Consider the following 23,594-nt stretch of genomic DNA (forward strand, 5'->3'; position numbering starts at 1 on the left):
ACCAGGCTTATGCCTGAATTTGCTGAATTCACTAACAGAAGAAAAACAGGAAGGAGAATAGAAGTGGTGCTGATAGGCAGATTCGAACTGCCGACCTCACCCTTACCAAGGGTGCGCTCTACCAACTGAGCTATATCAGCACATCTGGAGCGGGCAGTGGGAATCGAACCCACATCATCAGCTTGGAAGGCTGAGGTAATAGCCATTATACGATGCCCGCATCTTAGAACTCGGCTACCTGCTTATTTCTGTTTTGAATCTGAGAAGAACCTTCTCAAAATTCGAGCCGACTCACGTGGAGTTAGTCGTCTCTGGCTTCGCGAAGCGACGCCTTTAAATGGTGGTGGGGGAAGGATTATTCGTCACTTCGTTCCTCACCCTTCGGGCCGTGCTGCGCACGTTGTTTCGCTGCGCTCAACTCGAACCTTGTCGAAGGTTTTCACCTTCCCCACACGGTGCTCATATTGACTCTACCGTGTGGTTTAACCTCAAACTCAAGGTTAAAAATGGTGGTGGGGGAAGGATTCGAACCTTCGAAGTCGATGACGGCAGATTTACAGTCTGCTCCCTTTGGCCGCTCGGGAACCCCACCAGGCACTTGATGGTGCCGACTACCGGAATCGAACTGGTGACCTACTGATTACAAGTCAGTTGCTCTACCTACTGAGCTAAGTCGGCATCAAGTAGCGCGCATTCTAGGAACACAGAGGCCGCTATGCAACAAAAAAATCGAATAAAATGCACTACCGCTCACATTTTGCGCGACACATCCAATATTTGATGATTTATCCATCATGTTGGGAAGGTTTTTATCACTCGCTTTCAATTTTTAGTCCCTGGTTCACGCCATAATTCGCTTCACGCTGCACCCGCTAAGTGCACTTCACTACGATATTGCACTCTCCAGATGCACCGAGACCCATTTTATCAATTCACACCCGCCGGTATAAGCATTTGTGAATTGGATCACTTCTTGCTTGACGGAAGGATACCCGCAGGAGGACTGACCATGAAAATTGTTCCTTTGAATGCTGCCACACTACCCATCTACTATCGTGAGCTTGCTATGCTGCTCCTCGATTCAATTGCCAGCGGTGCCGCCGTGGGCTATCAGCAATCCCTGTCGCGGGAGGAAGCTGAAAACACTTTCTATCGTTTAAGGAATGCTCTGGATAAGGGTGAGCTGCTGATGTGGATTGCGAGAGATGAACAAGGCCTGGAAGGATTTGTCCGCCTTGAGCTTTGCCATGAACCGGATGGTTTAAACCGTGCGGTAATCAAATCGCTGTTAGTGCATCGCCGGGCCCGACGTAGAGGGATCGCGAAGCAGCTTATTGCTGCCCTGGAAGAAGCGGCTCTGGCAAATCACCGTGGAATAATCTCCCTGAATATACAGGCCGGCACTCCCGCAGAAGCTTTTTATCGTACTCAGGGGTACCGCTGCTTGGGTGAACTGCCAGATTATATCTGCTCACAAGACGGCTACTACCACCCCGCAGTTATCTACTATAAACGCCTTTTTGCTGTGAACCAGGTCATGAGAACGATTGCCAGTTAAGCACAGCTAAAAACTTGATGCTGCTTTATGAAAGCATCACGTCATTGTTTTTTTCTTATTATTCTGCCCCATCTGGTGTTACCCTCCTGCCCACTGTTGAATAGTAAAATACGTTGCGCGCCGTTGATTATCTGAGCTTTGTTTCATTTCCTCAGTCCGCGTTTAACGTTCATTTTGTCCTGAATTACAGGCAGAAACATGCTTATGAGTAATAAAGAGCAAATGTTGACGACCCCATACCTGCAGTTCAATCGTAGCCAGTGGGCGGCGCTGCGTAACTCGGTGCCAATGACGCTGACCGAAGGCGAAGTCGCGCGGTTGAAAGGCATTAATGAAGATCTCTCGCTTGAAGAGGTGGCTGAAATCTATCTGCCGCTTTCGCGTCTGCTTAATTTCTATATCAGTTCTAACCTACGCCGCCAGGCCGTGCTTGAGCAATTTCTCGGCACCAATGGGGAGAGAATTCCCTATATCATTAGCATCGCAGGTAGCGTAGCCGTCGGTAAAAGCACCACGGCTCGTGTATTGCAGGCTTTGTTAAGCCGCTGGCCTGAACATCGCCGCGTTGAGCTGATTACCACAGATGGTTTTCTTCATCCGAATAAGGTTCTCAAAGAACGTAATCTGATGAAGAAAAAAGGCTTCCCGCAGTCCTATGATATGCATCGGCTGGTTAACTTTGTCTCAGACCTGAAGTCAGGTGCCACCAATGTCACCGCTCCTGTATATTCGCATCTGATATATGATGTGATCCCGGACGGAGACAAAACGCTCACCCAGCCTGATATATTAATTCTTGAAGGATTAAACGTTTTACAGAGTGGCATGGACTATCCACACGATCCGCATCATGTATTCGTGTCGGACTTTGTCGATTTTTCGATTTATGTCGATGCGCCTGAGGATCTGCTGCAAGACTGGTATATAAAGCGTTTCCTGAAGTTCCGTGAAGGTGCATTCACCGACCCGGACTCCTATTTCCATAATTATGCAAAATTATCCGAGGATGAAGCGGTAAGCATTGCCACTCAATTATGGAAAGAGATCAACGGACTGAATTTAAAAGAAAATATTCTCCCAACGCGTGAACGTGCAAGTCTAATCATGACAAAATGCGCAAACCATGCGGTAGAAAACGTCAGGCTCAGAAAATAACCAAATGGGGGGCTATCCCCCATTTAATTATTTCACACCGCGTAATGAAATCTCTCCACCTACCCAAGGCTTAATAATTCCATCCTGCTCTAATAACAGGGCACCCTGCTCGTTTATTCCGCGGGAAATACCGTAAATCTCACGATCGCCGATTATTAATTTAACCTGGCGATTTAAGTAATTATCGAGTGCCTCCCAGCGGGATAAGAATGGCACGAGACCTTCCTGTTCGAAGAGTATTAACGCCGCACGTAGTTTCTGAAGCAAGGTAACCGCCAGCGCATTCCGGTCGATTTCAATTCCTGCTTCCTGGAGGTTAATCCACCCCTGATTGATTACATCAGTGGCCACATTACGCATGGCAAGATTAATCCCTGCACCGATAACAATCTGGGCAGCATCGCCGGTTTTACCCGTCAACTCGACAAGTATGCCGGCCAGTTTTCTGTCGTTAAGATAGAGATCGTTTGGCCATTTCACCCTGACATCTTCAGCACCAAGTTCGCGGAGCACTTCAGCCATCACGATGCCAATAACCAGGCTCAAACCAACTGCCGCAGCCGGGCCCTGTTCCAGGCGCCAGTACATGGAAAGATAGAGATTAGCGCCAAACGGGGAAAACCACTGTCTGCCTCTTCGGCCACGTCCTGCCTGTTGATATTCAGCGATGCAGGCATCACCTGACTGGAGGCTATCAAGCCGCTCCAGTAAATATTGGTTCGTAGAGTCAATGACCGGCAGTACCGCCACGGAGCCCTTTGCTACCTGCGATTTGATCAGAGACTCATCGAGCAGCTGGATTGGGTCAGGCAGGCTGTACCCTTTACCCGGTACGGTGAATACATCCACCCCCCAGTCCCTTAACGTTTGGATATGCTTATTGATTGCCGCGCGGCTCATGCCAAGCTTTTCACCAAGCTGCTCACCTGAATGAAACTCGCCATCCGCAAGGATACTAATCAGGGTTAAAGGTATTTTATTGTCTTTCACGCTATCGTCTCCACGGCACTGACTTCACCTTTTGAACCAATGAATCGGACTTCAGGTTCCAGCCATACGTTAAATTTTTCCCCTACTCGCTGACGAATGTAATGCGCCAGGTTAACAACATCCTGGCTAACTGCATTCTCTACGTTGATGAGGACCAGCGCCTGCTGGCGGTGAACGGCTGCGCCGCCAATTTGATAGCCCTTAAGCTGGCATTGGTCGATAAGCCATCCGGCGGCCAGCTTCGTGGAGCCATCCGCCTGTGGATAGTTGGGCGCAGTGGAGTAAGCGCTTAGCAGCTCTGTTGCAATTTCTGCGGGAATAACGGGGTTTTTAAAGAAGCTACCAGCATTTCCATTAATGCGCGGATCCGGAAGCTTAGTTGTTCGCATATGGCAAACAGCATCAAAAACTGTCTTCGGGGTAACCTTCGCGGGATCCAGTTTGGCTAAATCACCATATGTGAGCACAGGCTGCCATGTTTTAGGCAGCCGTAGTCCTACGGCTGTGATTGCAAAATTATCCTGCAAATCGTGTTTGAAGATACTGTCACGGTAGCCAAACTGACACTCTGCATTGTTCAACCGCTGCATTTCACCGCTGCGCAGATCTACACAATCCACGTAATCACACACCTGTTTGAGCTCAACACCATAGGCGCCAATATTCTGTATCGGGGAAGAGCCTACACAGCCGGGAATGAGCGCAAGATTCTCCAGCCCCGGCATCCCATTTGTCAACGTGTACTCAACGAGGTGATGCCAGTTTTCACCTGCACCAACATGTAGATACCACGCATCGTCCTTTTCAGCCACCTCGATACCGGCAATGCGATTCACTATGACGGTACCGCTGAAATCCTCCAGGAAGAGAACATTGCTTCCCTCACCCAGGATCAAAACAGGCTGCTGAGCCAGAAGCGCATCATTCCATGCTTCTGTAAGCTGTTGCACGGTCTGTGCAATGACAATCCGTGAAGCGCTGGCCTGAATGCCGAAAGTATTGAAGGACTTAAGTGAGGAGCTCATAGTGGTATCTTTCCCGAGTTTAAACGCGGTTAGTTTACCTTATCTGGCTGAGCTTGGCTTGTATGGCGGAATGATGATTAAATTGCAGACGGCAAAAAGCCCTGTACAGAGTACAGGGCTTTTTACTTGTTTGGAGCCTGGCAGTTCCCTACTCTCGCATGGGGAGACCCCACACTACCATCGGCGCTACGGCGTTTCACTTCTGAGTTCGGCATGGGGTCAGGTGGGACCACCGCGCTAGTGCCGCCAGGCATATTCTGTGTATTGACCGTTATACTTCCGTATAACCATCAACTTAAATCTGGAACATTCAGCTGAAAATCAAATCTCTCTCACCAAAACACCTTCGGTGTTGTAAGGTTAAGCCTCACGGATCATTAGTACTGGTTAGCTCAACGTATCGCTACGCTTACACACCCAGCCTATCAACGTCGTAGTCTTCAACGTTCCTTCAGGACTCTCAAGGAGTCAGGGAGAATTCATCTCGGGGCAAGTTTCGCGCTTAGATGCTTTCAGCGCTTATCTTTTCCGCATTTAGCTACCGGGCAATGCCATTGGCATGACAACCCGAACACCAGTGATGCGTCCACTCCGGTCCTCTCGTACTAGGAGCAGCCCCCCTCAATTCTCCAGCGCCCACGGCAGATAGGGACCGAACTGTCTCACGACGTTCTAAACCCAGCTCGCGTACCACTTTAAATGGCGAACAGCCATACCCTTGGGACCTACTTCAGCCCCAGGATGTGATGAGCCGACATCGAGGTGCCAAACACCGCCGTCGATATGAACTCTTGGGCGGTATCAGCCTGTTATCCCCGGAGTACCTTTTATCCGTTGAGCGATGGCCCTTCCATTCAGAACCACCGGATCACTAAGACCTGCTTTCGCACCTGCTCGAGCCGTCACTCTCGCAGTCAAGCTAGCTTATGCCTTTGCACTAACCTCACGATGTCCGACCGTGATTAGCTAACCTTCGTGCTCCTCCGTTACGCTTTAGGAGGAGACCGCCCCAGTCAAACTACCCACCAGACACTGTCCGCAACCCGGATTACGGGTCTACGTTAGAACACCAGCCATTAAAGGGTGGTATTTCAAGGTTGGCTCCACAAGAACTGGCGTCCTCGCTTCAAAGCCTCCCACCTATCCTACACATCAAGGACCAGTGTTCAGTGTCAAGCTATAGTAAAGGTTCACGGGGTCTTTCCGTCTTGCCGCGGGTACACTGCATCTTCACAGCGAGTTCAATTTCACTGAGTCTCGGGTGGAGACAGCCTGGCCATCATTACGCCATTCGTGCAGGTCGGAACTTACCCGACAAGGAATTTCGCTACCTTAGGACCGTTATAGTTACGGCCGCCGTTTACCGGGGCTTCGATCAAGAGCTTCAGCTTGCGCTTAACCCCATCAATTAACCTTCCGGCACCGGGCAGGCGTCACACCGTATACGTCCACTTTCGTGTTTGCACAGTGCTGTGTTTTTAATAAACAGTTGCAGCCAGCTGGTATCTTCGACTGCCTTCAGCTCCAGGAGCAAGTCCCTTCACCTACCAGCAGCGTGCCTTCTCCCGAAGTTACGGCACCATTTTGCCTAGTTCCTTCACCCGAGTTCTCTCAAGCGCCTTGGTATTCTCTACCTGACCACCTGTGTCGGTTTGGGGTACGATTTGATGTTACCTGATGCTTAGAGGCTTTTCCTGGAAGTGCGGCATTTGTTACTTCAGCACCGTAGTGCCTCGTCATCACACCTCAGCGTTAGATAGAGTTCCGGATTTACCTAAAACTCCCGCCTACATGCTTAAACCGGGACAACCGTCGCCCGGCTAACATAGCCCTCTCCGTCCCCCCTTCGCAGTAACACCGAGTACAGGAATATTAACCTGTTTCCCATCGACTACGCCTTTCGGCCTCGCCTTAGGGGTCGACTCACCCTGCCCCGATTAACGTTGGACAGGAACCCTTGGTCTTCCGGCGAGCGGGTTTTTCACCCGCTTTATCGTTACTTATGTCAGCATTCGCACTTCTGATACCTCCAGCAGACCTCACAGTCCACCTTCGACGGCTTACAGAACGCTCCCCTACCCAACAACGCATAAGCGTCGCTGCCGCAGCTTCGGTGCATGGTTTAGCCCCGTTACATCTTCCGCGCAGGCCGACTCGACCAGTGAGCTATTACGCTTTCTTTAAATGATGGCTGCTTCTAAGCCAACATCCTGGCTGTCTGTGCCTTCCCACATCGTTTCCCACTTAACCATGACTTTGGGACCTTAGCTGGCGGTCTGGGTTGTTTCCCTCTTCACGACGGACGTTAGCACCCGCCGTGTGTCTCCCGTGATAACATTCTTCGGTATTCGTAGTTTGCATCGGGTTGGTAAGCCGGGATGGCCCCCTAGCCGAAACAGTGCTCTACCCCCGAAGATGAGTTCACGAGGCGCTACCTAAATAGCTTTCGGGGAGAACCAGCTATCTCCCGGTTTGATTGGCCTTTCACCCCCAGCCACAAGTCATCCGCTAATTTTTCAACATTAGTCGGTTCGGTCCTCCAGTTAGTGTTACCCAACCTTCAACCTGCCCATGGCTAGATCACCGGGTTTCGGGTCTATACCCTGCAACTTAACGCCCAGTTAAGACTCGGTTTCCCTGCGGCTCCCCTATACGGTTAACCTTGCTACAGAATATAAGTCGCTGACCCATTATACAAAAGGTACGCAGTCACCCCATAAAAGAGGCTCCCACTGCTTGTACGTACACGGTTTCAGGTTCTGTTTCACTCCCCTCGCCGGGGTTCTTTTCGCCTTTCCCTCACGGTACTGGTTCACTATCGGTCAGTCAGGAGTATTTAGCCTTGGAGGATGGTCCCCCCATATTCAGACAGGATACCACGTGTCCCGCCCTACTCTTCGAACTCACAGTATGTGCATTTTAGTGTACGGGAGTATCACCCTGTACCCTGCGACTTTCCAGACGCTTCCACTAACACACAAACTGATTCAGGTTCTGGGCTGTTCCCCGTTCGCTCGCCGCTACTGGGGGAATCTCGGTTGATTTCTTTTCCTCGGGGTACTTAGATGTTTCAGTTCCCCCGGTTCGCTTCGTTAAGCTATGTATTCACTTAACGATAGTGTGTCGAAACACACTGGGTTTCCCCATTCGGAAATCGCCGGTTATAACGGTTCATATCACCTTACCGACGCTTATCGCAGATTAGCACGTCCTTCATCGCCTCTGACTGCCAGGGCATCCACCGTGTACGCTTAGTCGCTTAACCTCACAACCCGAAGGTGTCTCGTAAGACACAATCGTATGTTGTGAAAATTTGAGAGACTCGAACATATCGTATTCCCATTCCTTATTACGGAGGAATGAGACGACATGTCGTTTCAATTTTCAGCTTGTTCCGGATTTTTAAAGAGCAAATATCTCAAACATAACTCAGAGAGTCAGTTTTGAGATATTGAGGTCGGCGACTTTCACTCACAAACCAGCAAGTGGCGTCCCCTAGGGGATTCGAACCCCTGTTACCGCCGTGAAAGGGCGGTGTCCTGGGCCTCTAGACGAAGGGGACACTGAAGTCTCAATCGCAAGACGCCTTGCTTCTTTACTTTCATCAGACAATCTGTGTGAGCACTACGCAAGTTCGTATCTTTCAGGTAAGGAGGTGATCCAACCGCAGGTTCCCCTACGGTTACCTTGTTACGACTTCACCCCAGTCATGAATCACAAAGTGGTAAGCGCCCTCCCGAAGGTTAAGCTACCTACTTCTTTTGCAACCCACTCCCATGGTGTGACGGGCGGTGTGTACAAGGCCCGGGAACGTATTCACCGTAGCATTCTGATCTACGATTACTAGCGATTCCGACTTCACGGAGTCGAGTTGCAGACTCCGATCCGGACTACGACGCACTTTATGAGGTCCGCTTGCTCTCGCGAGGTCGCTTCTCTTTGTATGCGCCATTGTAGCACGTGTGTAGCCCTACTCGTAAGGGCCATGATGACTTGACGTCATCCCCACCTTCCTCCAGTTTATCACTGGCAGTCTCCTTTGAGTTCCCGGCCGAACCGCTGGCAACAAAGGATAAGGGTTGCGCTCGTTGCGGGACTTAACCCAACATTTCACAACACGAGCTGACGACAGCCATGCAGCACCTGTCTCAGAGTTCCCGAAGGCACCAATCCATCTCTGGAAAGTTCTCTGGATGTCAAGAGTAGGTAAGGTTCTTCGCGTTGCATCGAATTAAACCACATGCTCCACCGCTTGTGCGGGCCCCCGTCAATTCATTTGAGTTTTAACCTTGCGGCCGTACTCCCCAGGCGGTCGACTTAACGCGTTAGCTCCGGAAGCCACTCCTCAAGGGAACAACCTCCAAGTCGACATCGTTTACGGCGTGGACTACCAGGGTATCTAATCCTGTTTGCTCCCCACGCTTTCGCACCTGAGCGTCAGTCTTTGTCCAGGGGGCCGCCTTCGCCACCGGTATTCCTCCAGATCTCTACGCATTTCACCGCTACACCTGGAATTCTACCCCCCTCTACAAGACTCAAGCTTGCCAGTTTCAAATGCAGTTCCCAGGTTGAGCCCGGGGATTTCACATCTGACTTAACAAACCGCCTGCGTGCGCTTTACGCCCAGTAATTCCGATTAACGCTTGCACCCTCCGTATTACCGCGGCTGCTGGCACGGAGTTAGCCGGTGCTTCTTCTGCGAGTAACGTCAATCACAAAGCGTATTAAGCTTTATGCCTTCCTCCTCGCTGAAAGTACTTTACAACCCGAAGGCCTTCTTCATACACGCGGCATGGCTGCATCAGGCTTGCGCCCATTGTGCAATATTCCCCACTGCTGCCTCCCGTAGGAGTCTGGACCGTGTCTCAGTTCCAGTGTGGCTGGTCATCCTCTCAGACCAGCTAGGGATCGTCGCCTAGGTGAGCCATTACCCCACCTACTAGCTAATCCCATCTGGGCACATCTGATGGCAAGAGGCCCGAAGGTCCCCCTCTTTGGTCTTGCGACGTTATGCGGTATTAGCTACCGTTTCCAGTAGTTATCCCCCTCCATCAGGCAGTTTCCCAGACATTACTCACCCGTCCGCCGCTCGTCACCCAGGAGCAAGCTCCCTGTGCTACCGCTCGACTTGCATGTGTTAGGCCTGCCGCCAGCGTTCAATCTGAGCCATGATCAAACTCTTCAATTAAAAGCTTGATTTGCTTCAACTCGTGAAGCGGTGCTCAAAAATTAACTTTCGTAATAATTCAACTAAATGAATTACTGCTTGGTCACTCTTCAAGACTTGATATTTTTTTGCATCCGGAGATGCTGAGATATCAATCCTGCGAGTGCCCACACAGATTGTCTGATAAATTGTTAAAGAGCAGTGCCACAATCTTCGGTGGCGCGGGCTGTGCATATTACGCTTCCCCGCTACGTAGTCAAGCATTTATTTCTTGCTTCACTTCGCCTGACGGGCCGGTTTGTAAGCCGTTGTGCCGTGTCAGTGGAGGCGCAGTATAGGGATTTTTCGGAGCGTGACAAGGGTTTATTTCAAAATTATTACTGACCGCATTTTTTTTCATCAACCCGCGCATTTTGAACGCTATTTGGTGGTTAAATGTGCTATTTCGTGGGCAAAACGCGCTACCTGCTGCCAGTCGGTATAAACAACTTCTTTTCTGGTATCCGTTTCGCCGCCGGTCATTTTCATAATTAAGCGAATCATGAAGCGATCTAACCAGCCATAACGCGGGTAGCGCAGGGCTCCGGCGAACACGGCGCAGTGATCTGGCTGCCACGGAGAGCTAAGAAGAAACTTGCGCGTATAGGAGTTAGTTTGTGGAGAACGCTTCTCAGGCTTTCGTGCTACAAGGTTGACGGAGAAGAAAGCACTTGGGATTGCCTGCAATGCCAGTAGATGCTTTTTCACAAAAGCATCTACTGAAGAGTGGAAGTGACCATAACGTATGGAAGCACCAATAATCACGCGATCGTAATTGCTCCAGGTAATCTCTTCGCAGCGATGCAGATTCACCACATCACTCTCCACGCCCAGCTCTTTAAGCTCGGAACTTATATAAGAAGCGATTTCACGGGTTTGACCATCACGGGTCGAAAACAGAATTAAAGTTTTCACTACAGGCTCCGGTTACTCTCGCCAAAAGGTTGGCGTGAACAGTACTAATAAAGTAAACACTTCCAGACGACCAAACAGCATGTTGCCGATCAGGATCCATTTGGCCACCGGGTTCATGCTGGCGAAGTTGTCCGCCACCACGCCCAGCCCAGGCCCAAGGTTATTGAGCGTTGCCGCAACCGAGGCAAACGCAGAGAAGTCATCAACGCCCGTGGCGATAATCGCCAGCATGCTGAGGATGAACACTAATGCATACGCAGAGAAGAAGCCCCACACCGCTTCGAGGATACGTTCCGGCAGCGCCCGGTTACCCAGCTTGATGCTGTATACCGCGTTCGGGTGCACCAGCCTTTTTAATTCACGATTCCCCTGTTTGAACAGCAGGAGGATACGAATCACCTTCAGGCCACCGCCGGTTGAACCCGCACAGCCGCCGATAAAAGCAGAGCAAAGCAGCAGCACCGGCAGGAACAGCGGCCAGCGGGCAATACTGTCTGTCGTGAAGCCCGCCGTGGTAGCCATTGAGACAACCTGGAAGAACGCCTGGTTCAGCGTTTGCAGTACAGATCCGTAGGTATTATGCAGGAACAGAACCAGGGTGCAGATGATGACCAGCGTGAGCTGCACGCCGATAAACATACGAAACTCAGGATCGCGCCAGTAAACTTTGAGGCTACGCCCGCTCAGCAGCGAGAAGTGCAGGCCATAGTTACAGCCCGAGATCAGCAGAAAGACGGCAATAATGGAGTTGATTGTTGGGTTATTAAAATAGCCCACGCTGGCATCATGCGTTGAAAAGCCGCCGATGGAGATAGTCGAGAAGCTATGCCCTATCGCATCGAACATCGGCATACCCGCAAACCACAGCGCTGCCGCGCAGGCGACCGTCAGCAGGACATAGATAAGCCAAAGCGTTTTCGCTGTATCCGCAATGCGTGGGCGCATTTTATTATCTTTCAGCGGCCCGGGCATTTCAGCGCGATAAAGCTGCATTCCCCCCACGCCGAGAATAGGCAGGATAGCGACGGCCAGCACGATGATCCCCATGCCGCCAAACCATTGCAGCATCTGCCGGTAAAAGAGAATGGCGTGAGGAAGCGTGTCCAGACCCACCAGTGTGGTTGCGCCCGTGGTCGTTAAACCGGAGAACGATTCAAAGAAGGCGTCGGTGACCGTCAGGTTTGGCCTTTCTGAGAAGATAAACGGCAAGGCCCCCACGCTACCCAGCACGGTCCAGAACAGTACGACGATCAGGAACCCTTCACGCGGCTTGAGCTCGTTTTTCTCGCGACGGTTTGGCCACCACAGCAGCGAGCCAATCACCAACGCGACGAAGAAAGTCTGTGTAAAGGCGCGGCCAGCACCATCGCGGTAAATCAAGGCGACCAGCCCCGGGATTATCATGGTCCCGGAGAACAGGATGACCAGCAGACCAACGATTCGGGTTATGGCACGAAAATGCATTTCAGCCGCTTCCTTAAATATCAAATAATTGCGAGGTGGGGATTATTCTTCAATCGGCAATAAATGCAATGCGCCACGGCTAAAATCCGCAAGCCTTGCTGAAAACCCGGGCTGCTGGCTACTCGGCAACGCCACTTTTAACAATACCGATGCCTGAAAGTCACTGTCGACGATAAGCCCTTCATATTGCTTGAGTAAAGCATCTATTCCCGCCAGCTGGGCGTAATCACATTGCAAAGTATATTCGGTCAGCGGCACTTTAAGGAGGGTCGGCAGCTGATTTAGCGCCTGCTGCACACCGCCGCCATAGGCTTTGACCAGGCCACCCGTGCCAAGCTTAATGCCGCCGGAGTAGCGCACCACAACGGCGGTCAGCTCGCCAATACCGCTGCCCATTAGCTGCGCGAGCATCGGTTTACCGGCCGTCCCGGCAGGTTCTCCATCATCTGAAAACCCAAGCTTTTGCGAATCATCCGGCGCGCCAGCAACCCAGGCCCAGCAGTGATGCCGGGCGTCGGGATGCTGAGACCTGACGTTTTCCACAAAACCTTTCGCCGCCTCAACCCCATCAGTATGAGCTATCAGGGTGATAAAGCGGCTTTTCTTGATTTCCTCGCTGACAGAAACAGGTTCTGCGGGGATCGGCCAGCTGTCCATTACGCCAGTTTCTGGTCGCGGGTCATGTTTTCGAGGCTGTTTTCGTGGATAACCACGTTGTCTTCGATACGAATGCCGCCGAACGGCTTCATCGCTTCGATTTTCTGCCAGTTGAAATGCTTGCTGTACTGCCCTTCACGCCACGGCGCAAGCAGGGATTCGATAAAGTAGATCCCCGGCTCGATGGTTAACACCATGCGCGGTTCAAGCATGCGGGTGCACCGCAGGTACGGATACTGGGACGGAGCCGCAAGATGCGTGCCGGTGTCATCCTGCATAAAGCCTGCAACATCATGCACCTGTAACCCGAGCGGATGGCCAATACCGTGCGGCATAAATGGTCCGGTGATCCCGGTTTCGACCATCGCCTCTTCGCTGATGTCGTTAACCAGCTGATGGCGGCGCAGCAGCTTAGCAAGGCGCTGATGGAACTGGACGTGATAGTCGGTATAGCGCACGCCTGCTTTCAGCGTATCGATCAACGCCAGCTCTTCGGCGTTCATATCCTTGATAAGCTGAGCGTAGTCGCTGTCACCGTTGGCTGCCCAGGTACGGGTGAGGTCAGCGGCATAACCGTTGTATTCCGCACCAGCGTCCAGCAGGAAGCTGCGCATTTCAGCCGGTGCGCGATGATCCAGCTTAGTGTAATGCAGTACCGAAGCGTGTTCGTTCAGCGCCACGATGTTGCCGTAAGGCACATCGGTATCACGGTGTCCGGTTGCGGTCAGGTAGGCCTGGTTAATGTCGAACTCGCTCATGCCTGACAGGAACGCTTCATGGGCAGCCTGATGACCCACTACGGCAGTCTTCTGGGCTTCACGCATACACGCCAGCTCGTAGTCAGTCTTATAAGCGCGATGGTAGTGCAGGTAGTCGATAACCCCTTTCGGGTTGATGTTCGCCGCCTGAATATCAAGCTGCAAAGCGCGCTCCGGCACCGGGCCAATATAGCCGATATTGCCGCGGGCGGCGGGAAGCTGGCTACCAATGCCGTCCGCCTTCGGCAGCGCGACCACGTCAATATCTTCTGTCCAGAAGGACTCAGGCAGCGGCTCTACGTTATGCCAGTAGTCCACCGGCAGGTAGAACCATAATTTCGGTTTGTTAACGCCATCCACCAGCAGCCAGCAGTTTGGCACCTGAGTCACCGGTACCCAGGCCTTGAACTGCGGGTTCACTTTGAACGGATATGCATGGTCGTCAAGGAAGACGTTGAACAGCTCTCCGGAGTGAATTAACAGCGCATCAAGGTTAAAACGCGCCAGGACATTGCGGGTGCGCTCCTGCAAGGTTGCCACATGATCTTTATAAAGCGAGGCCAGTGAATCCATGATTTACCCTTCTGTTTTTATGATGTGTTCGCCACGCATCTTAGCACACCAGAACTCAGCCGACTTATTTCCGGGGCCTGTGATCACCGCTGCAAATATTTAAAGACTTATTTGCATTTCATTAACATCAATTCCACACTCCCCTTCATCTGGTACGACCAGATCCCATTGCAGGATTCAGGAGACTGACATGCTCTACCAAGGTGAAACCCTACATCTCGACTGGCTGGAAGATAGCATCGCAGAACTGGTGTTTGATGCGCCCGGCTCGGTTAACAAACTCGACACCGCGACCGTCGCCAGCCTCGGCCACGCGCTCGACGTGCTGGAAAAGCAGAGCGGGCTTAAAGGCCTGCTGCTAAGTTCCAGCAAAGCCGCGTTTATCGTTGGCGCAGACATTACCGAATTCCTGTCGCTGTTCCAGGTTCCTGCCGAACAGCTGACCCACTGGCTGCAGTTTGCCAACGGCGTTTTCAACCGCCTGGAAGATCTGCCGGTCCCGACAATCGCCGCCGTTAACGGCTACGCGCTGGGCGGTGGATGTGAGTGTGTGCTTGCAACCGATTATCGCCTGGCAACGCCGGACGCGCGCATTGGCCTGCCGGAAACCAAGCTGGGCATTATGCCGGGCTTTGGCGGCTCCGTTCGCCTGCCGCGTTTATTGGGCGCAGACAGCGCGCTGGAAATTATCACCGCAGGCAAAGACGTCAGCGCTGATGAAGCACTGAAAATCGGCCTGGTCGACGGCGTAGTAAAAGCGGAGAAACTGCGTGACGGCGCGATTGCCGTCCTGCGCCAGGCAATTAACGGCGATCTGGACTGGAAAGCAAAACGCGCGCCCAAGCTTCAGCCGCTGAAGCTCAGCAAAATCGAAGCGACCATGAGCTTCACCATCGCCAAAAGCATGGTGATGCAGATTGCGGGCAAGCACTACCCTGCCCCGATGACCGCCGTGAAAACTATCGAAGCTGCCGCAAAGCTGGGCCGCGACGAAGCACTACAGCTGGAGACGCAAAGCTTTGTGCCTCTGGCCCGCTCTGATGAAGCCCGTGCGCTGGTTGGGATTTTCCTTAATGACCAGTACGTTAAAAGTCAGGCTAAGAAACTGACCAAAAATACCGAAACCCCGAAACAGGCTGCCGTACTCGGCGCCGGGATCATGGGTGGCGGCATTGCTTATCAGTCCGCCTGGAAGGGCGTGCCGGTATTAATGAAGGATATTAACGACAGGTCGCTGACGCTGGGTATGAACGAAGCCAGCAAGCTTCTTAATAAACAGCTGGAACGCGGCAAAATCGACGGCATGAAGCTGGCGGGCGTGATTGCCACCATCCATCCAACGCTTGATTACGCAGGTTTCGAGCGAGTTGATGTGGTCGTGGAAGCCGTTGTCGAAAACCCGAAAGTGAAGAAAGCCGTGCTGGCGGAAGTGGAAGATAAAGTTCGCCCGGATACCGTGCTGGCTTCTAACACCTCTACCATCCCAATCAGCGAGCTGGCTAACAGCCTGAAGCGCCCGGAAAACTTCTGCGGCATGCACTTCTTTAACCCGGTGCACCGTATGCCGCTGGTTGAAGTGATTCGCGGCGAGAAAACGTCTGAGCAAACCGTGGCGACCGTCGTGGCATGGGCCAGCAAGATGGGCAAAACGCCAATCGTGGTTAACGACTGCGCTGGCTTCTTTGTTAACCGCGTGCTGTTCCCGTACTTTGCAGGCTTCAGCCAGCTGATGCGCGACGGCGCGGACTTCCGCCAGATCGACAAGGTGATGGAAAAACAGTTTGGCTGGCCGATGGGCCCGGCTTATCTGCTGGACGTTGTGGGCATCGATACCGCGCACCACGCGCAGGCCGTGATGGCCGTTGGCTTCCCACAGCGGATGCAGAAAGATTATCGCGATGCGATTGATACCATGTTCGACGCAGGCCGCTACGGCCAGAAAACGCAACAGGGTTTCTATCGTTATAAAGAAGACAGCAAAGGCAAGCCGCGCAAAGAGCAGGATGAATCCACGGACGCGCTGCTGGCGGACGTCAGCAAGCCGCGCCAAGGTTTCAGCGATGAAGAGATTATCGCCCGTATGATGATCCCGATGGTCAACGAAGTCGTGCGCTGTCTGGAAGAAGGCATTATTGCCAGCCCCGCAGAAGCGGACATGGCGCTGGTTTACGGCCTGGGCTTCCCTCCGTTCCACGGCGGCGCGTTCCGCTGGCTGGACACGATTGGCAGCACGAAGTATCTCGACATGGCGCAGCAGTATGAGCATCTTGGCCCGCTCTACCTGGTGCCGGACGGTCTGCGTGCAAAAGCGTCCCGTAACGAGCCTTATTATCCACCGGTTGAGCCAGCACGCCCGGCCACCGACCTGAAAAGCGCCTGAGGAGTGATCATGGAAAAGGTTGTAATTATTGATGCCATCCGCACCCCGATGGGCCGTTCTAAGGGCGGGGCGTTCCGTAACGTCCGTGCGGAAGATCTTTCTGCCCATCTGATGCGCAGCATTCTGTCCCGTAACCCGGCTCTGGAAGCCGCCGCGCTGGATGATATTTACTGGGGCTGCGTGCAGCAGACTCTGGAGCAGGGTTTTAACATCGGGCGTAACGCCGCCCTGCTGGCAGAGATTCCGCATTCGGTTCCGGCAGTCACCGTGAACCGCCTGTGCGGCTCTTCCATGCAGGCGCTGCACGATGCAGCCCGTATGATTCAGACCGGTGATGCCCATGCCTGCCTGATTGGCGGCGTGGAACACATGGGCCACGTGCCGATGAGCCACGGCGTTGATTTCCATCCTGGCCTTAGCCGCAACGTCGCGAAGGCGGCGGGCATGATGGGGTTAACCGCAGAAATGCTGGCCCGCATGCACGGCATCAGCCGCGAGATGCAGGATCAGTTTGCCGCCCGCTCCCACCAGCGCGCCTGGGCTGCAACCGAGGCTGGCCATTTCAAAAATGAGATTGTTGCCACCAGCGGCCACGATGCTGACGGCGTGCTAAAGCGCTTTGATTACGACGAAGTTATTCGCCCGGAAACTACCGTAGAAGGGCTGTCGCAGCTTAGACCAGCGTTCGATCCGGTCAACGGGACGGTCACGGCGGGGACATCTTCTGCCCTGTCTGACGGTGCCGCAGCCATGCTGCTGATGAGCGAATCACGCGCCAGAGATTTAGGCCTGACTATTCGCGCCCGTATCCGCTCAATGGCGGTCGTCGGCTGCGATCCGTCGATCATGGGCTACGGCCCGGTGCCGGCGTCGAAAATGGCGCTGAAGAAGGCAGGCCTGACAGCTTCAGATATCGACCTGTTCGAAATGAATGAAGCCTTTGCGGCGCAGGTCCTGCCGTGCATCAAGGATCTGGGGCTGATGGAGCAGATCGACCAGAAGATCAACCTGAACGGCGGTGCCATTTCGCTGGGCCACCCGCTCGGCTGCTCCGGCGCGCGTATCAGCACCACGCTGCTTAACCTGATGGAGCGTCGCGATGCGCAGTTCGGACTTGCCACGATGTGTATTGGATTAGGTCAGGGGATCGCTACTGTTATAGAAAGGGTTTAAAGGGTGATAGCGGCGGATGGCGCTTACGCTTATCCGCCTTAAAGAAACAGCTTCGCAGAGTTTAGTTGCCGTTCTTCCCGCCTGTCAGGGGCGGGTTTTTTATGGCGTCAGATAAACGCGAAGGCATCGCCAAACATACGCTCGGGATTGGCACCACGCTCGTTGCAGAACAGTTCACGGGCAATTTTCGCCATCTCAAAGCGCCCTGCGATATAGATATCGTGCCCGCTCAGCGTACCGTAATCCTGCATGACCGCCGTTAATACGGTGCCATTTCGTCCGCGCCACTCGCCTTCAGGTTGCTCAACCACCGCTTCAACACGCAGATTTTCATGCTGAACCGAAAGCGCCTCCAGCTCGGCCAGATCGTAAAGATGCTTCTCTTCACGCCCGCCCCAGTAAATTGCGATTTCACGTTGTGGATTGCGCTCCAGCGCCGTCAGCAGAATCGAACGAACGTAGGAGAAACCAGTGCCGCCCGCAATCAAAATCAGAGGGCGTTCTTCGTCGTCACGCAGCCAGGCGTCGCCGTGGGGAATATCCACCACGATCTCTTTGTCTTTCAGGATGCGGTCCATGACGGCCATCGCGTACAGGTTCAGCTCCGAGGCTCCGATGTGCAGCTCGATAAACTCCTGCTCGCCCGGCGTGGAGGCCATAGAAAACGGGCGCTTATCACGCTCGTCCATCACCACCATCAGATACTGACCTGCCTGAAAGGAGAAATCCGCTTCCGGCAGTAATCGAACGCGGTAAACCGTGTCCGTTATCGCTTCTACCGAGGTCACTTTACAGCTTAAGGTTGTCATGCGTCCCCTCTGTCGGGTCAATAATGCTAAACGGTAAACCCGCCCTCAGGCGTCTTTATCGTTATCGAAAATAGCCAGTTCATCCCAGATTGCATCTATCCGCGCGCAGACTTCCGCATCTTTTTTGATAGGACGCCCCCACTCACGCTGGGTCTCTCCTGGCCATTTATTGGTGGCATCCAGTCCCATTTTTGAACCAAGGCCGGAAACCGGCGAGGCAAAATCCAGATAATCGATCGGAGTGTTCTCAACCAGAACGGTATCACGCGCCGGATCCATACGCGTAGTGATGGCCCAGATAACATCGTTCCAGTCACGCGCGTTCACATCGTCATCGCATACAATGACAAACTTGGTGTACATAAACTGCCGCAGGAAGGACCAGACGCCCATCATCACGCGCTTCGCGTGGCCGGCGTACTGCTTTTTAATGGTCACAACCGCAAGGCGATAGGAGCACCCTTCCGGCGGCAGGTAGAAATCGACAATTTCCGGGAACTGCTTTTGCAGAATTGGCACGAAGACTTCGTTTAGCGCCACGCCAAGCACCGCCGGTTCATCCGGTGGGCGACCAGTGTAGGTGGAGTGATAAATCGCATCCTCACGCTGGGTAATGTGCGTGACGGTAAACACCGGGAAGCTGTCTATTTCATTGTAATAGCCCGTGTGGTCACCATACGGCCCTTCCGGCGCCATTTCGCCCTGTTCGATGTAGCCTTCCAGCACGATTTCAGCGCTGGCCGGGACTTCGAGATCGTTGGAAAGACACTTCACCACTTCGGTTTTTGTGCCGCGCAAAAGCCCGGCAAAAGCATATTCAGATAGCGTATCCGGCACCGGCGTTACTGCGCCAAGAATTGTAGCCGGATCTGCGCCTAGCGCCACGGAAACCGGGAAGCGTTCACCTGGATGCGCCGCGCACCATTCTTGAAAATCCAGCGCGCCGCCGCGATGGGACAGCCAGCGCATAATCAGCTTATTTTTACCGATGAGCTGCTGGCGATAAATCCCCAGGTTCTGTCGCTCTTTATGCGGACCGCGCGTTACGGTCAGCCCCCAGGTAATCAGCGGCGCGGCATCTTCTGGCCAGCACTGCATGATTGGGATGCGGGAAAGGTCCACTTCATCGCCTTCCCAGATGCGTTCCTGACAGGGCGCGCCGCGCAGCCTTTTGGTCGGCATATTCAGCACTTGTTTGAACTGGGGGAGTTTATCGAAAAGGTCGCGGAAGCCTTTTGGCGGCTCCGGCTCTTTCAGAAAGGCCAGCAGTTTACCCACTTCGCGCAGGGCGGTGACATCTTCCTGCCCCATGCCCATTGCCACTCGCTTCGGCGTGCCGAACAGGTTACACAGCACCGGCATGCTGTACCCCTTCGGGTTCTCGAACAGCAGCGCCGGACCGTTTGCGCGAAGCGTACGATCGGCAATTTCAGTCATTTCCAGATGCGGATCGACTGGCATCGAGATACGTTTCAGCTCACCGCGCTGCTCAAGCAGCGTCATAAAGTCGCGCAGGTCGTGGTATTTCATGCAATTCATCCTGGCCCTGAGAATGCCCGCCATTATACGGACTTCATCCGGAGCATGCTGTATTTTTGTTAAAAACGAGTAACAGCCTGGACAATAACCGCATGGCGATTGGTTATACTTGTGTCGGTATCTCTCAGTACGGGCTTTTGCTATTCTTCCGCCCTCAATGAGGTGAGATGAGAAATTATGGAATCCTGGTATCTTCTGTACTGTAAACGAGGACAGCTGCTGCGGGCGCAAGAGCATCTTGAGCGTCAGGCGGTGAACTGCCTTACTCCGATGATCACGCTGGAAAAAATGGTGCGTGGCAAAAGAACTGCAGTCAGCGAGCCTTTGTTCCCGAACTATATGTTCGTCAAATTCGATCCTGAAAGTATCCATACCACCACGGTGAATTCTACCCGTGGCGTCAGCCATTTCGTTCGTTTTGGCGCGCAGCCTGCCAGCGTCCCGGAAGACGTTATTGACCAGCTAATTAACTACCATCCTGAAAATGTTACCGACCCGGATACCCCCTATCCCGGCGACAGCGTGGTCATTACCGAAGGGGCGTTCGAAGGGCTGGAAGCGATATTCAGCGAGCCGGACGGGGAAGCGCGATCTATGCTGCTGCTCAATCTGCTGAACAAGCAGGTCAGGCAGAGCGTTAAGAACACGGATTTCAGGAAAGTTTAAAACGAAAGGCCAGTCGTAGGGCGGATAAGCGTAAGCGTCATCCGCCGCTACAAAATAAAACCTAGCGCTGCATCTGCTCGTCGTGCAGCCACTGTGCGACACGCTTAGAGAAGTACGTGAGCACGCCGTCGGCACCCGCACGTTTAAAGCACAGCAGTGATTCCATGATCGCAGGCTTCTCTGCCAGCCACCCGTTCTGAATCGCGGCCATATGCATCGCATATTCACCAGACACCTGATAAGCGAAGGTTGGCACACCAAAGGTTTGCTTTACGCGGCTGACCACATCCAGATACGGCATACCCGGTTTGACCATGACCATGTCCGCGCCTTCCTGGAGATCCTGCGCCACTTCCTGCAGGGCCTCGTCGCTGTTCGCCGGATCCATCTGATAGGTTTTTTTGTTGCCGCCCTTCAGGTTACCGGAAGAGCCAATTGCATCACGGAATGGGCCGTAATAGCAGGAGGCGTATTTCGCCGCATAGGACATGATCTGCGTGTTCACCAGACCGTCGGCTTCCAGCTGGTCGCGAATAGCGCCAATACGGCCGTCCATCATGTCGCTTGGGGCGATGATTTCCGCACCGGCTTCCGCATGGGATAACGCCTGACGCACCAGAATCTCGCGGGTGATATCGTTTATAACGTAGCCGTCTTCATCGATAATCCCATCCTGGCCGTGGGTGGTATAGGGGTCAAGCGCCACATCCGTCAGCAGACCCAGCTCCGGCACCGCATCCTTCAGCGCGCGAACTGCACGCTGCACCAGACCATCCGGGTTATAGGCTTCATCGGCATGCAAAGATTTACCCGCGCTTTCGATAACCGGAAAGAGAGACAGCACCGGGACACCCAATTTCGCGACGACTTCAGCCTCTTTAAGCAGCAGGTCGATAGTCATGCGGTAAACGCCCGGCATCGACGCCACTTCTTCCTGACGATTCTGCCCTTCCATCACGAAGACCGGATAGATGAGATCGTTTACCGTAAGCTGGTTTTCAGCAACCAGGCGACGGCTGAAGTCGTGGCGGCGTACGCGGCGCATACGGCGGCCGGGAAACGTACCGGGAAATGCATAGCTCATTTACTTTCTCCTGATTTAAGCCAGCCGGAATAAGCGGCGGGCATTGTCATCTGTTACTTGCGCAAGCCAGGCGGGATCTTCTCCTCGCCACAGGGCAACCTGATTAAGGATATGGGGCAAGTAGCAGGGTTCGTTGCGGCGGGAAGCAGGTTTTGGTTTTAGATCCCGGGGCAACAAATAGGGGGCGTCTGTCTCCAGCAGAAGCTGCTGGGCTGGTATGACGGGCAGCAGCTCACGCAGTTCAAGCCCACGGCGCTCGTCGCAGACCCAGCCGGTGATGCCGATAAACAGGCCGCGAGCCAGGCATTCACGCGCTTCGTCCTGCGTGCCGGTAAAACAGTGCAGCACCACGCCCGGAAGCTTATCCAGCCACGGATCCAGCAGGGTTATGAAACGTTCGTGCGCTTCACGGCAGTGCAGAAACACCGGCATTACCAGGTCGGCGGCAAGCGCCAGCTGGGCGGTAAAGGCCCGCTCCTGTTCGGCAGGCGTAGAGAAGTTGCGGTTGAAATCCAGGCCGCACTCGCCTATTGCAACCACTTCCGGCGCAACGGCGAGCCGATAGATTGCCTCTGCCGTTGCATTCTGCCACTGGCTGGCATCATGGGGATGGACGCCCGCGGTGGACCAGCAGCTTTCATACTGCTGCGCCATCGCTAATGCCTGCTGGCTTTCATGCAGGCTGGTCCCGGTCAGCAGCATGCCGCTGACGCCCGCCTGATGCGCACGCTGTACGACTTCCGCGTGATCTTTGGCAAATTGTGAGCTGGTAAGGTTTACACCGATATCAAACATATAGCGTTCCAAACGACGACCGCCCTGACGGGCGGTCTGTTTTGCAATCAGGACTCTTTTTCTGAGTGCTTGTCTTCTGCTTCGGCTTCCGCTTCCGCCTCTTCATCCTCGACCCCATCCCGGCGACCTTTGCCGACATAGTAACGAGAGAAGAATACGCCCACTTCAAACAGGCAGTACATCGGTATCGCCAGCAGCGTCTGGGAGAAGATATCCGGCGGCGTCAGCAGCATGCCGACAATAAAGGCACCCACGAAGATATAAGGGCGCTTTTTCTTCAGTGCTTCCGGAGTTGTTACGCCCATCCAGCACAGCAGTACGATGGCAACCGGCACTTCAAAGGCCGCACCGAAGGCCATAAACAGCGTCATGACGAAATCGAGGTATTTACTGATGTCCGTCGAGACGACTACGCCGACCGGGGCAGTTTTGGTCAAAAAACCAAACGCCAGCGGGAACACCACGAAGTAAGCAAAAGCGATACCGATATAGAACAGCAGCGAGCTGGAGAACAGCAGCGGCATCACCAGCTTGCGCTCGTGTTTGTACAGCGCTGGGGCAATAAACGCCCACAGCTGATAGAGAATGACCGGCGCGGAGAGAATCAACGAAACGTAGATCGTAAGTTTAATCGGCGTAAAGAACGGTGACGCTACGTCTGTTGCGATCATCGTGGAGCCGACGGGCATCTGGCTTATCAGCGGAGCGGAGACAATCTGATAAATGTCATTAGCGAAATAAACCAGCGCCAGAAAAATCACCAGCACAGCGATAATGCTGTTTAACAGTCGCTTGCGCAGCTCAATCAGGTGGGTGATGAGCGGTTGGGTATCTTCAACGGCCATGT

General features: G+C 53.5%; 16 protein-coding genes, 5 tRNA genes, 3 rRNA genes and 1 other RNA gene. 5 read left to right on the forward strand and 20 right to left on the reverse strand.

Features of this window, described 5'->3' with window-relative positions:
* Positions 1 to 64: 64 nt before the first annotated feature.
* From ACA108_20925 to ACA108_20945, 5 genes are all read right to left on the reverse strand, one after another.
* Positions 65 to 140: transfer RNA gene (locus ACA108_20925), tRNA-Thr, on the reverse strand.
* Between the two features lie 5 nt (positions 141 to 145).
* Positions 146 to 220: transfer RNA gene (locus tag ACA108_20930), tRNA-Gly, on the reverse strand.
* A 118-nt stretch (positions 221 to 338) separates the two neighbouring features.
* Positions 339 to 463, reverse strand: a non-coding RNA gene (locus ACA108_20935) — RtT sRNA.
* Between the two features lie 44 nt (positions 464 to 507).
* Positions 508 to 592 (reverse strand) — tRNA-Tyr (locus ACA108_20940).
* A gap of 10 nt (positions 593 to 602) precedes the next feature.
* Positions 603 to 678: transfer RNA gene (locus tag ACA108_20945), tRNA-Thr, on the reverse strand.
* Between the two features lie 331 nt (positions 679 to 1,009).
* Here ACA108_20945 and ACA108_20950 point away from each other — a divergent pair.
* Both ACA108_20950 and coaA read left to right on the forward strand, forming a co-directional pair.
* Positions 1,010 to 1,558, forward strand: coding sequence for a GNAT family N-acetyltransferase (locus tag ACA108_20950; protein XEX95753.1), 549 nt, complete (start codon positions 1,010 to 1,012; stop codon positions 1,556 to 1,558).
* 204 nt (positions 1,559 to 1,762) lie between these two features.
* Positions 1,763 to 2,713 (forward strand): type I pantothenate kinase, encoded by a 951-nt coding sequence (coaA, locus tag ACA108_20955; GenBank protein ID XEX95754.1) that lies wholly within the window; start codon positions 1,763 to 1,765, stop codon positions 2,711 to 2,713.
* 27 nt (positions 2,714 to 2,740) lie between these two features.
* On the opposite strand, the gene birA is transcribed toward coaA, so the two are convergent.
* The 10 genes from birA to pepQ form a co-directional block, all read right to left on the reverse strand.
* The gene (birA, locus tag ACA108_20960; protein XEX95755.1) at positions 2,741 to 3,703 is read right to left on the reverse strand and encodes a bifunctional biotin--[acetyl-CoA-carboxylase] ligase/biotin operon repressor BirA; all 963 of its coding nucleotides are present in this window, start codon (positions 3,701 to 3,703) and stop codon (positions 2,741 to 2,743) included.
* On the reverse strand, positions 3,700 to 4,728 hold the full coding sequence (gene murB / locus ACA108_20965; protein ID XEX95756.1) for a UDP-N-acetylmuramate dehydrogenase: 1,029 nt from the start codon (positions 4,726 to 4,728) through the stop codon (positions 3,700 to 3,702). The genes birA and murB overlap by 4 nt, the downstream gene beginning before the upstream one ends.
* 135 nt (positions 4,729 to 4,863) lie before the next feature.
* Positions 4,864 to 4,979 (reverse strand): 5S ribosomal RNA (gene rrf, locus ACA108_20970).
* Between the two features lie 105 nt (positions 4,980 to 5,084).
* Positions 5,085 to 7,993, reverse strand: a 23S ribosomal RNA gene (locus ACA108_20975).
* A gap of 221 nt (positions 7,994 to 8,214) precedes the next feature.
* A tRNA-Glu gene (locus ACA108_20980) sits at positions 8,215 to 8,290 on the reverse strand.
* Positions 8,291 to 8,376: 86 nt separating this feature from the next.
* Positions 8,377 to 9,916, reverse strand: a 16S ribosomal RNA gene (locus ACA108_20985).
* Together the 16S, 23S and 5S rRNA genes with 1 tRNA gene alongside form the textbook arrangement of a ribosomal RNA operon.
* A gap of 399 nt (positions 9,917 to 10,315) precedes the next feature.
* Positions 10,316 to 10,849 carry a menaquinone-dependent protoporphyrinogen IX dehydrogenase gene (gene hemG, locus ACA108_20990; protein ID XEX95757.1) on the reverse strand — a complete coding sequence of 178 codons (534 nt, stop codon included), beginning with the start codon at positions 10,847 to 10,849 and terminating at the stop codon, positions 10,316 to 10,318.
* Between the two features lie 12 nt (positions 10,850 to 10,861).
* On the reverse strand, positions 10,862 to 12,313 hold the full coding sequence (trkH, locus tag ACA108_20995; protein XEX95758.1) for a Trk system potassium transporter TrkH: 1,452 nt from the start codon (positions 12,311 to 12,313) through the stop codon (positions 10,862 to 10,864).
* A gap of 42 nt (positions 12,314 to 12,355) precedes the next feature.
* Positions 12,356 to 12,970: an IMPACT family protein gene (locus ACA108_21000; GenBank protein XEX95759.1), complete on the reverse strand. Its 615-nt coding sequence runs from the start codon at positions 12,968 to 12,970 to the stop codon at positions 12,356 to 12,358.
* On the reverse strand, positions 12,970 to 14,301 hold the full coding sequence (pepQ, locus tag ACA108_21005; protein XEX95760.1) for a Xaa-Pro dipeptidase: 1,332 nt from the start codon (positions 14,299 to 14,301) through the stop codon (positions 12,970 to 12,972). The genes ACA108_21000 and pepQ overlap by 1 nt, the downstream gene beginning before the upstream one ends.
* A 190-nt stretch (positions 14,302 to 14,491) precedes the next feature.
* Between pepQ and fadB the strand changes: the two genes are divergently transcribed.
* Both fadB and fadA read left to right on the forward strand, forming a co-directional pair.
* The gene (fadB, locus tag ACA108_21010) at positions 14,492 to 16,681 is read left to right on the forward strand and encodes a fatty acid oxidation complex subunit alpha FadB (protein XEX95761.1); all 2,190 of its coding nucleotides are present in this window, start codon (positions 14,492 to 14,494) and stop codon (positions 16,679 to 16,681) included.
* 9 nt (positions 16,682 to 16,690) lie between these two features.
* Entirely contained in the window at positions 16,691 to 17,854 is a 1,164-nt protein-coding gene (fadA, locus tag ACA108_21015; GenBank protein ID XEX95762.1) for an acetyl-CoA C-acyltransferase FadA, read from the forward strand.
* Between the two features lie 107 nt (positions 17,855 to 17,961).
* On the opposite strand, the gene fre is transcribed toward fadA, so the two are convergent.
* Both fre and ubiD read right to left on the reverse strand, forming a co-directional pair.
* The gene (gene fre, locus ACA108_21020; GenBank protein ID XEX95763.1) at positions 17,962 to 18,663 is read right to left on the reverse strand and encodes an NAD(P)H-flavin reductase; all 702 of its coding nucleotides are present in this window, start codon (positions 18,661 to 18,663) and stop codon (positions 17,962 to 17,964) included.
* A 45-nt stretch (positions 18,664 to 18,708) separates the two neighbouring features.
* Positions 18,709 to 20,202: a 4-hydroxy-3-polyprenylbenzoate decarboxylase gene (gene ubiD, locus ACA108_21025; protein ID XEX95764.1), complete on the reverse strand. Its 1,494-nt coding sequence runs from the start codon at positions 20,200 to 20,202 to the stop codon at positions 18,709 to 18,711.
* 177 nt (positions 20,203 to 20,379) lie between these two features.
* Between ubiD and rfaH the strand changes: the two genes are divergently transcribed.
* Positions 20,380 to 20,868, forward strand: coding sequence for a transcription/translation regulatory transformer protein RfaH (gene rfaH / locus ACA108_21030; GenBank protein ID XEX95765.1), 489 nt, complete (start codon positions 20,380 to 20,382; stop codon positions 20,866 to 20,868).
* Between the two features lie 61 nt (positions 20,869 to 20,929).
* On the opposite strand, the gene hemB is transcribed toward rfaH, so the two are convergent.
* From hemB to tatC, 3 genes are read right to left on the reverse strand one after another with little or no spacing between them, the layout of a single operon-like run.
* Positions 20,930 to 21,952, reverse strand: a complete 1,023-nt coding sequence (gene hemB, locus ACA108_21035) for a porphobilinogen synthase (GenBank protein XEX95766.1) — start codon at positions 21,950 to 21,952, stop codon at positions 20,930 to 20,932.
* 15 nt (positions 21,953 to 21,967) lie between these two features.
* The gene (tatD, locus tag ACA108_21040; protein ID XEX95767.1) at positions 21,968 to 22,747 is read right to left on the reverse strand and encodes a 3'-5' ssDNA/RNA exonuclease TatD; all 780 of its coding nucleotides are present in this window, start codon (positions 22,745 to 22,747) and stop codon (positions 21,968 to 21,970) included.
* 47 nt (positions 22,748 to 22,794) lie between these two features.
* Entirely contained in the window at positions 22,795 to 23,592 is a 798-nt protein-coding gene (gene tatC / locus ACA108_21045; protein ID XEX95768.1) for a Sec-independent protein translocase subunit TatC, read from the reverse strand.
* Positions 23,593 to 23,594 lie beyond the last annotated feature (2 nt).

Source organism: Dryocola sp. LX212 (genome assembly GCA_041504365.1).
Classification (GTDB): Bacteria; Pseudomonadota; Gammaproteobacteria; order Enterobacterales; family Enterobacteriaceae; genus Dryocola.

Coding starts and splice junctions, on each gene's coding strand:
- rfaH (XEX95765.1), top strand. CDS start 20,380: ATGGAATCCTGGTATCTTCTGTACTGTAAACGAGGACAGCTGCTGCGG.
- ubiD (XEX95764.1), bottom strand. CDS start 20,202: ATGAATTGCATGAAATACCACGACCTGCGCGACTTTATGACGCTGCTT.
- murB (XEX95756.1), bottom strand. CDS start 4,728: ATGAGCTCCTCACTTAAGTCCTTCAATACTTTCGGCATTCAGGCCAGC.
- trkH (XEX95758.1), bottom strand. CDS start 12,313: ATGCATTTTCGTGCCATAACCCGAATCGTTGGTCTGCTGGTCATCCTG.
- fadA (XEX95762.1), top strand. CDS start 16,691: ATGGAAAAGGTTGTAATTATTGATGCCATCCGCACCCCGATGGGCCGT.
- ACA108_20950 (XEX95753.1), top strand. CDS start 1,010: ATGAAAATTGTTCCTTTGAATGCTGCCACACTACCCATCTACTATCGT.
- pepQ (XEX95760.1), bottom strand. CDS start 14,301: ATGGATTCACTGGCCTCGCTTTATAAAGATCATGTGGCAACCTTGCAG.
- coaA (XEX95754.1), top strand. CDS start 1,763: ATGAGTAATAAAGAGCAAATGTTGACGACCCCATACCTGCAGTTCAAT.
- tatC (XEX95768.1), bottom strand. CDS start 23,592: ATGGCCGTTGAAGATACCCAACCGCTCATCACCCACCTGATTGAGCTG.
- fadB (XEX95761.1), top strand. CDS start 14,492: ATGCTCTACCAAGGTGAAACCCTACATCTCGACTGGCTGGAAGATAGC.
- tatD (XEX95767.1), bottom strand. CDS start 22,747: ATGTTTGATATCGGTGTAAACCTTACCAGCTCACAATTTGCCAAAGAT.
- ACA108_21000 (XEX95759.1), bottom strand. CDS start 12,970: ATGGACAGCTGGCCGATCCCCGCAGAACCTGTTTCTGTCAGCGAGGAA.
- hemB (XEX95766.1), bottom strand. CDS start 21,952: ATGAGCTATGCATTTCCCGGTACGTTTCCCGGCCGCCGTATGCGCCGC.
- fre (XEX95763.1), bottom strand. CDS start 18,663: ATGACAACCTTAAGCTGTAAAGTGACCTCGGTAGAAGCGATAACGGAC.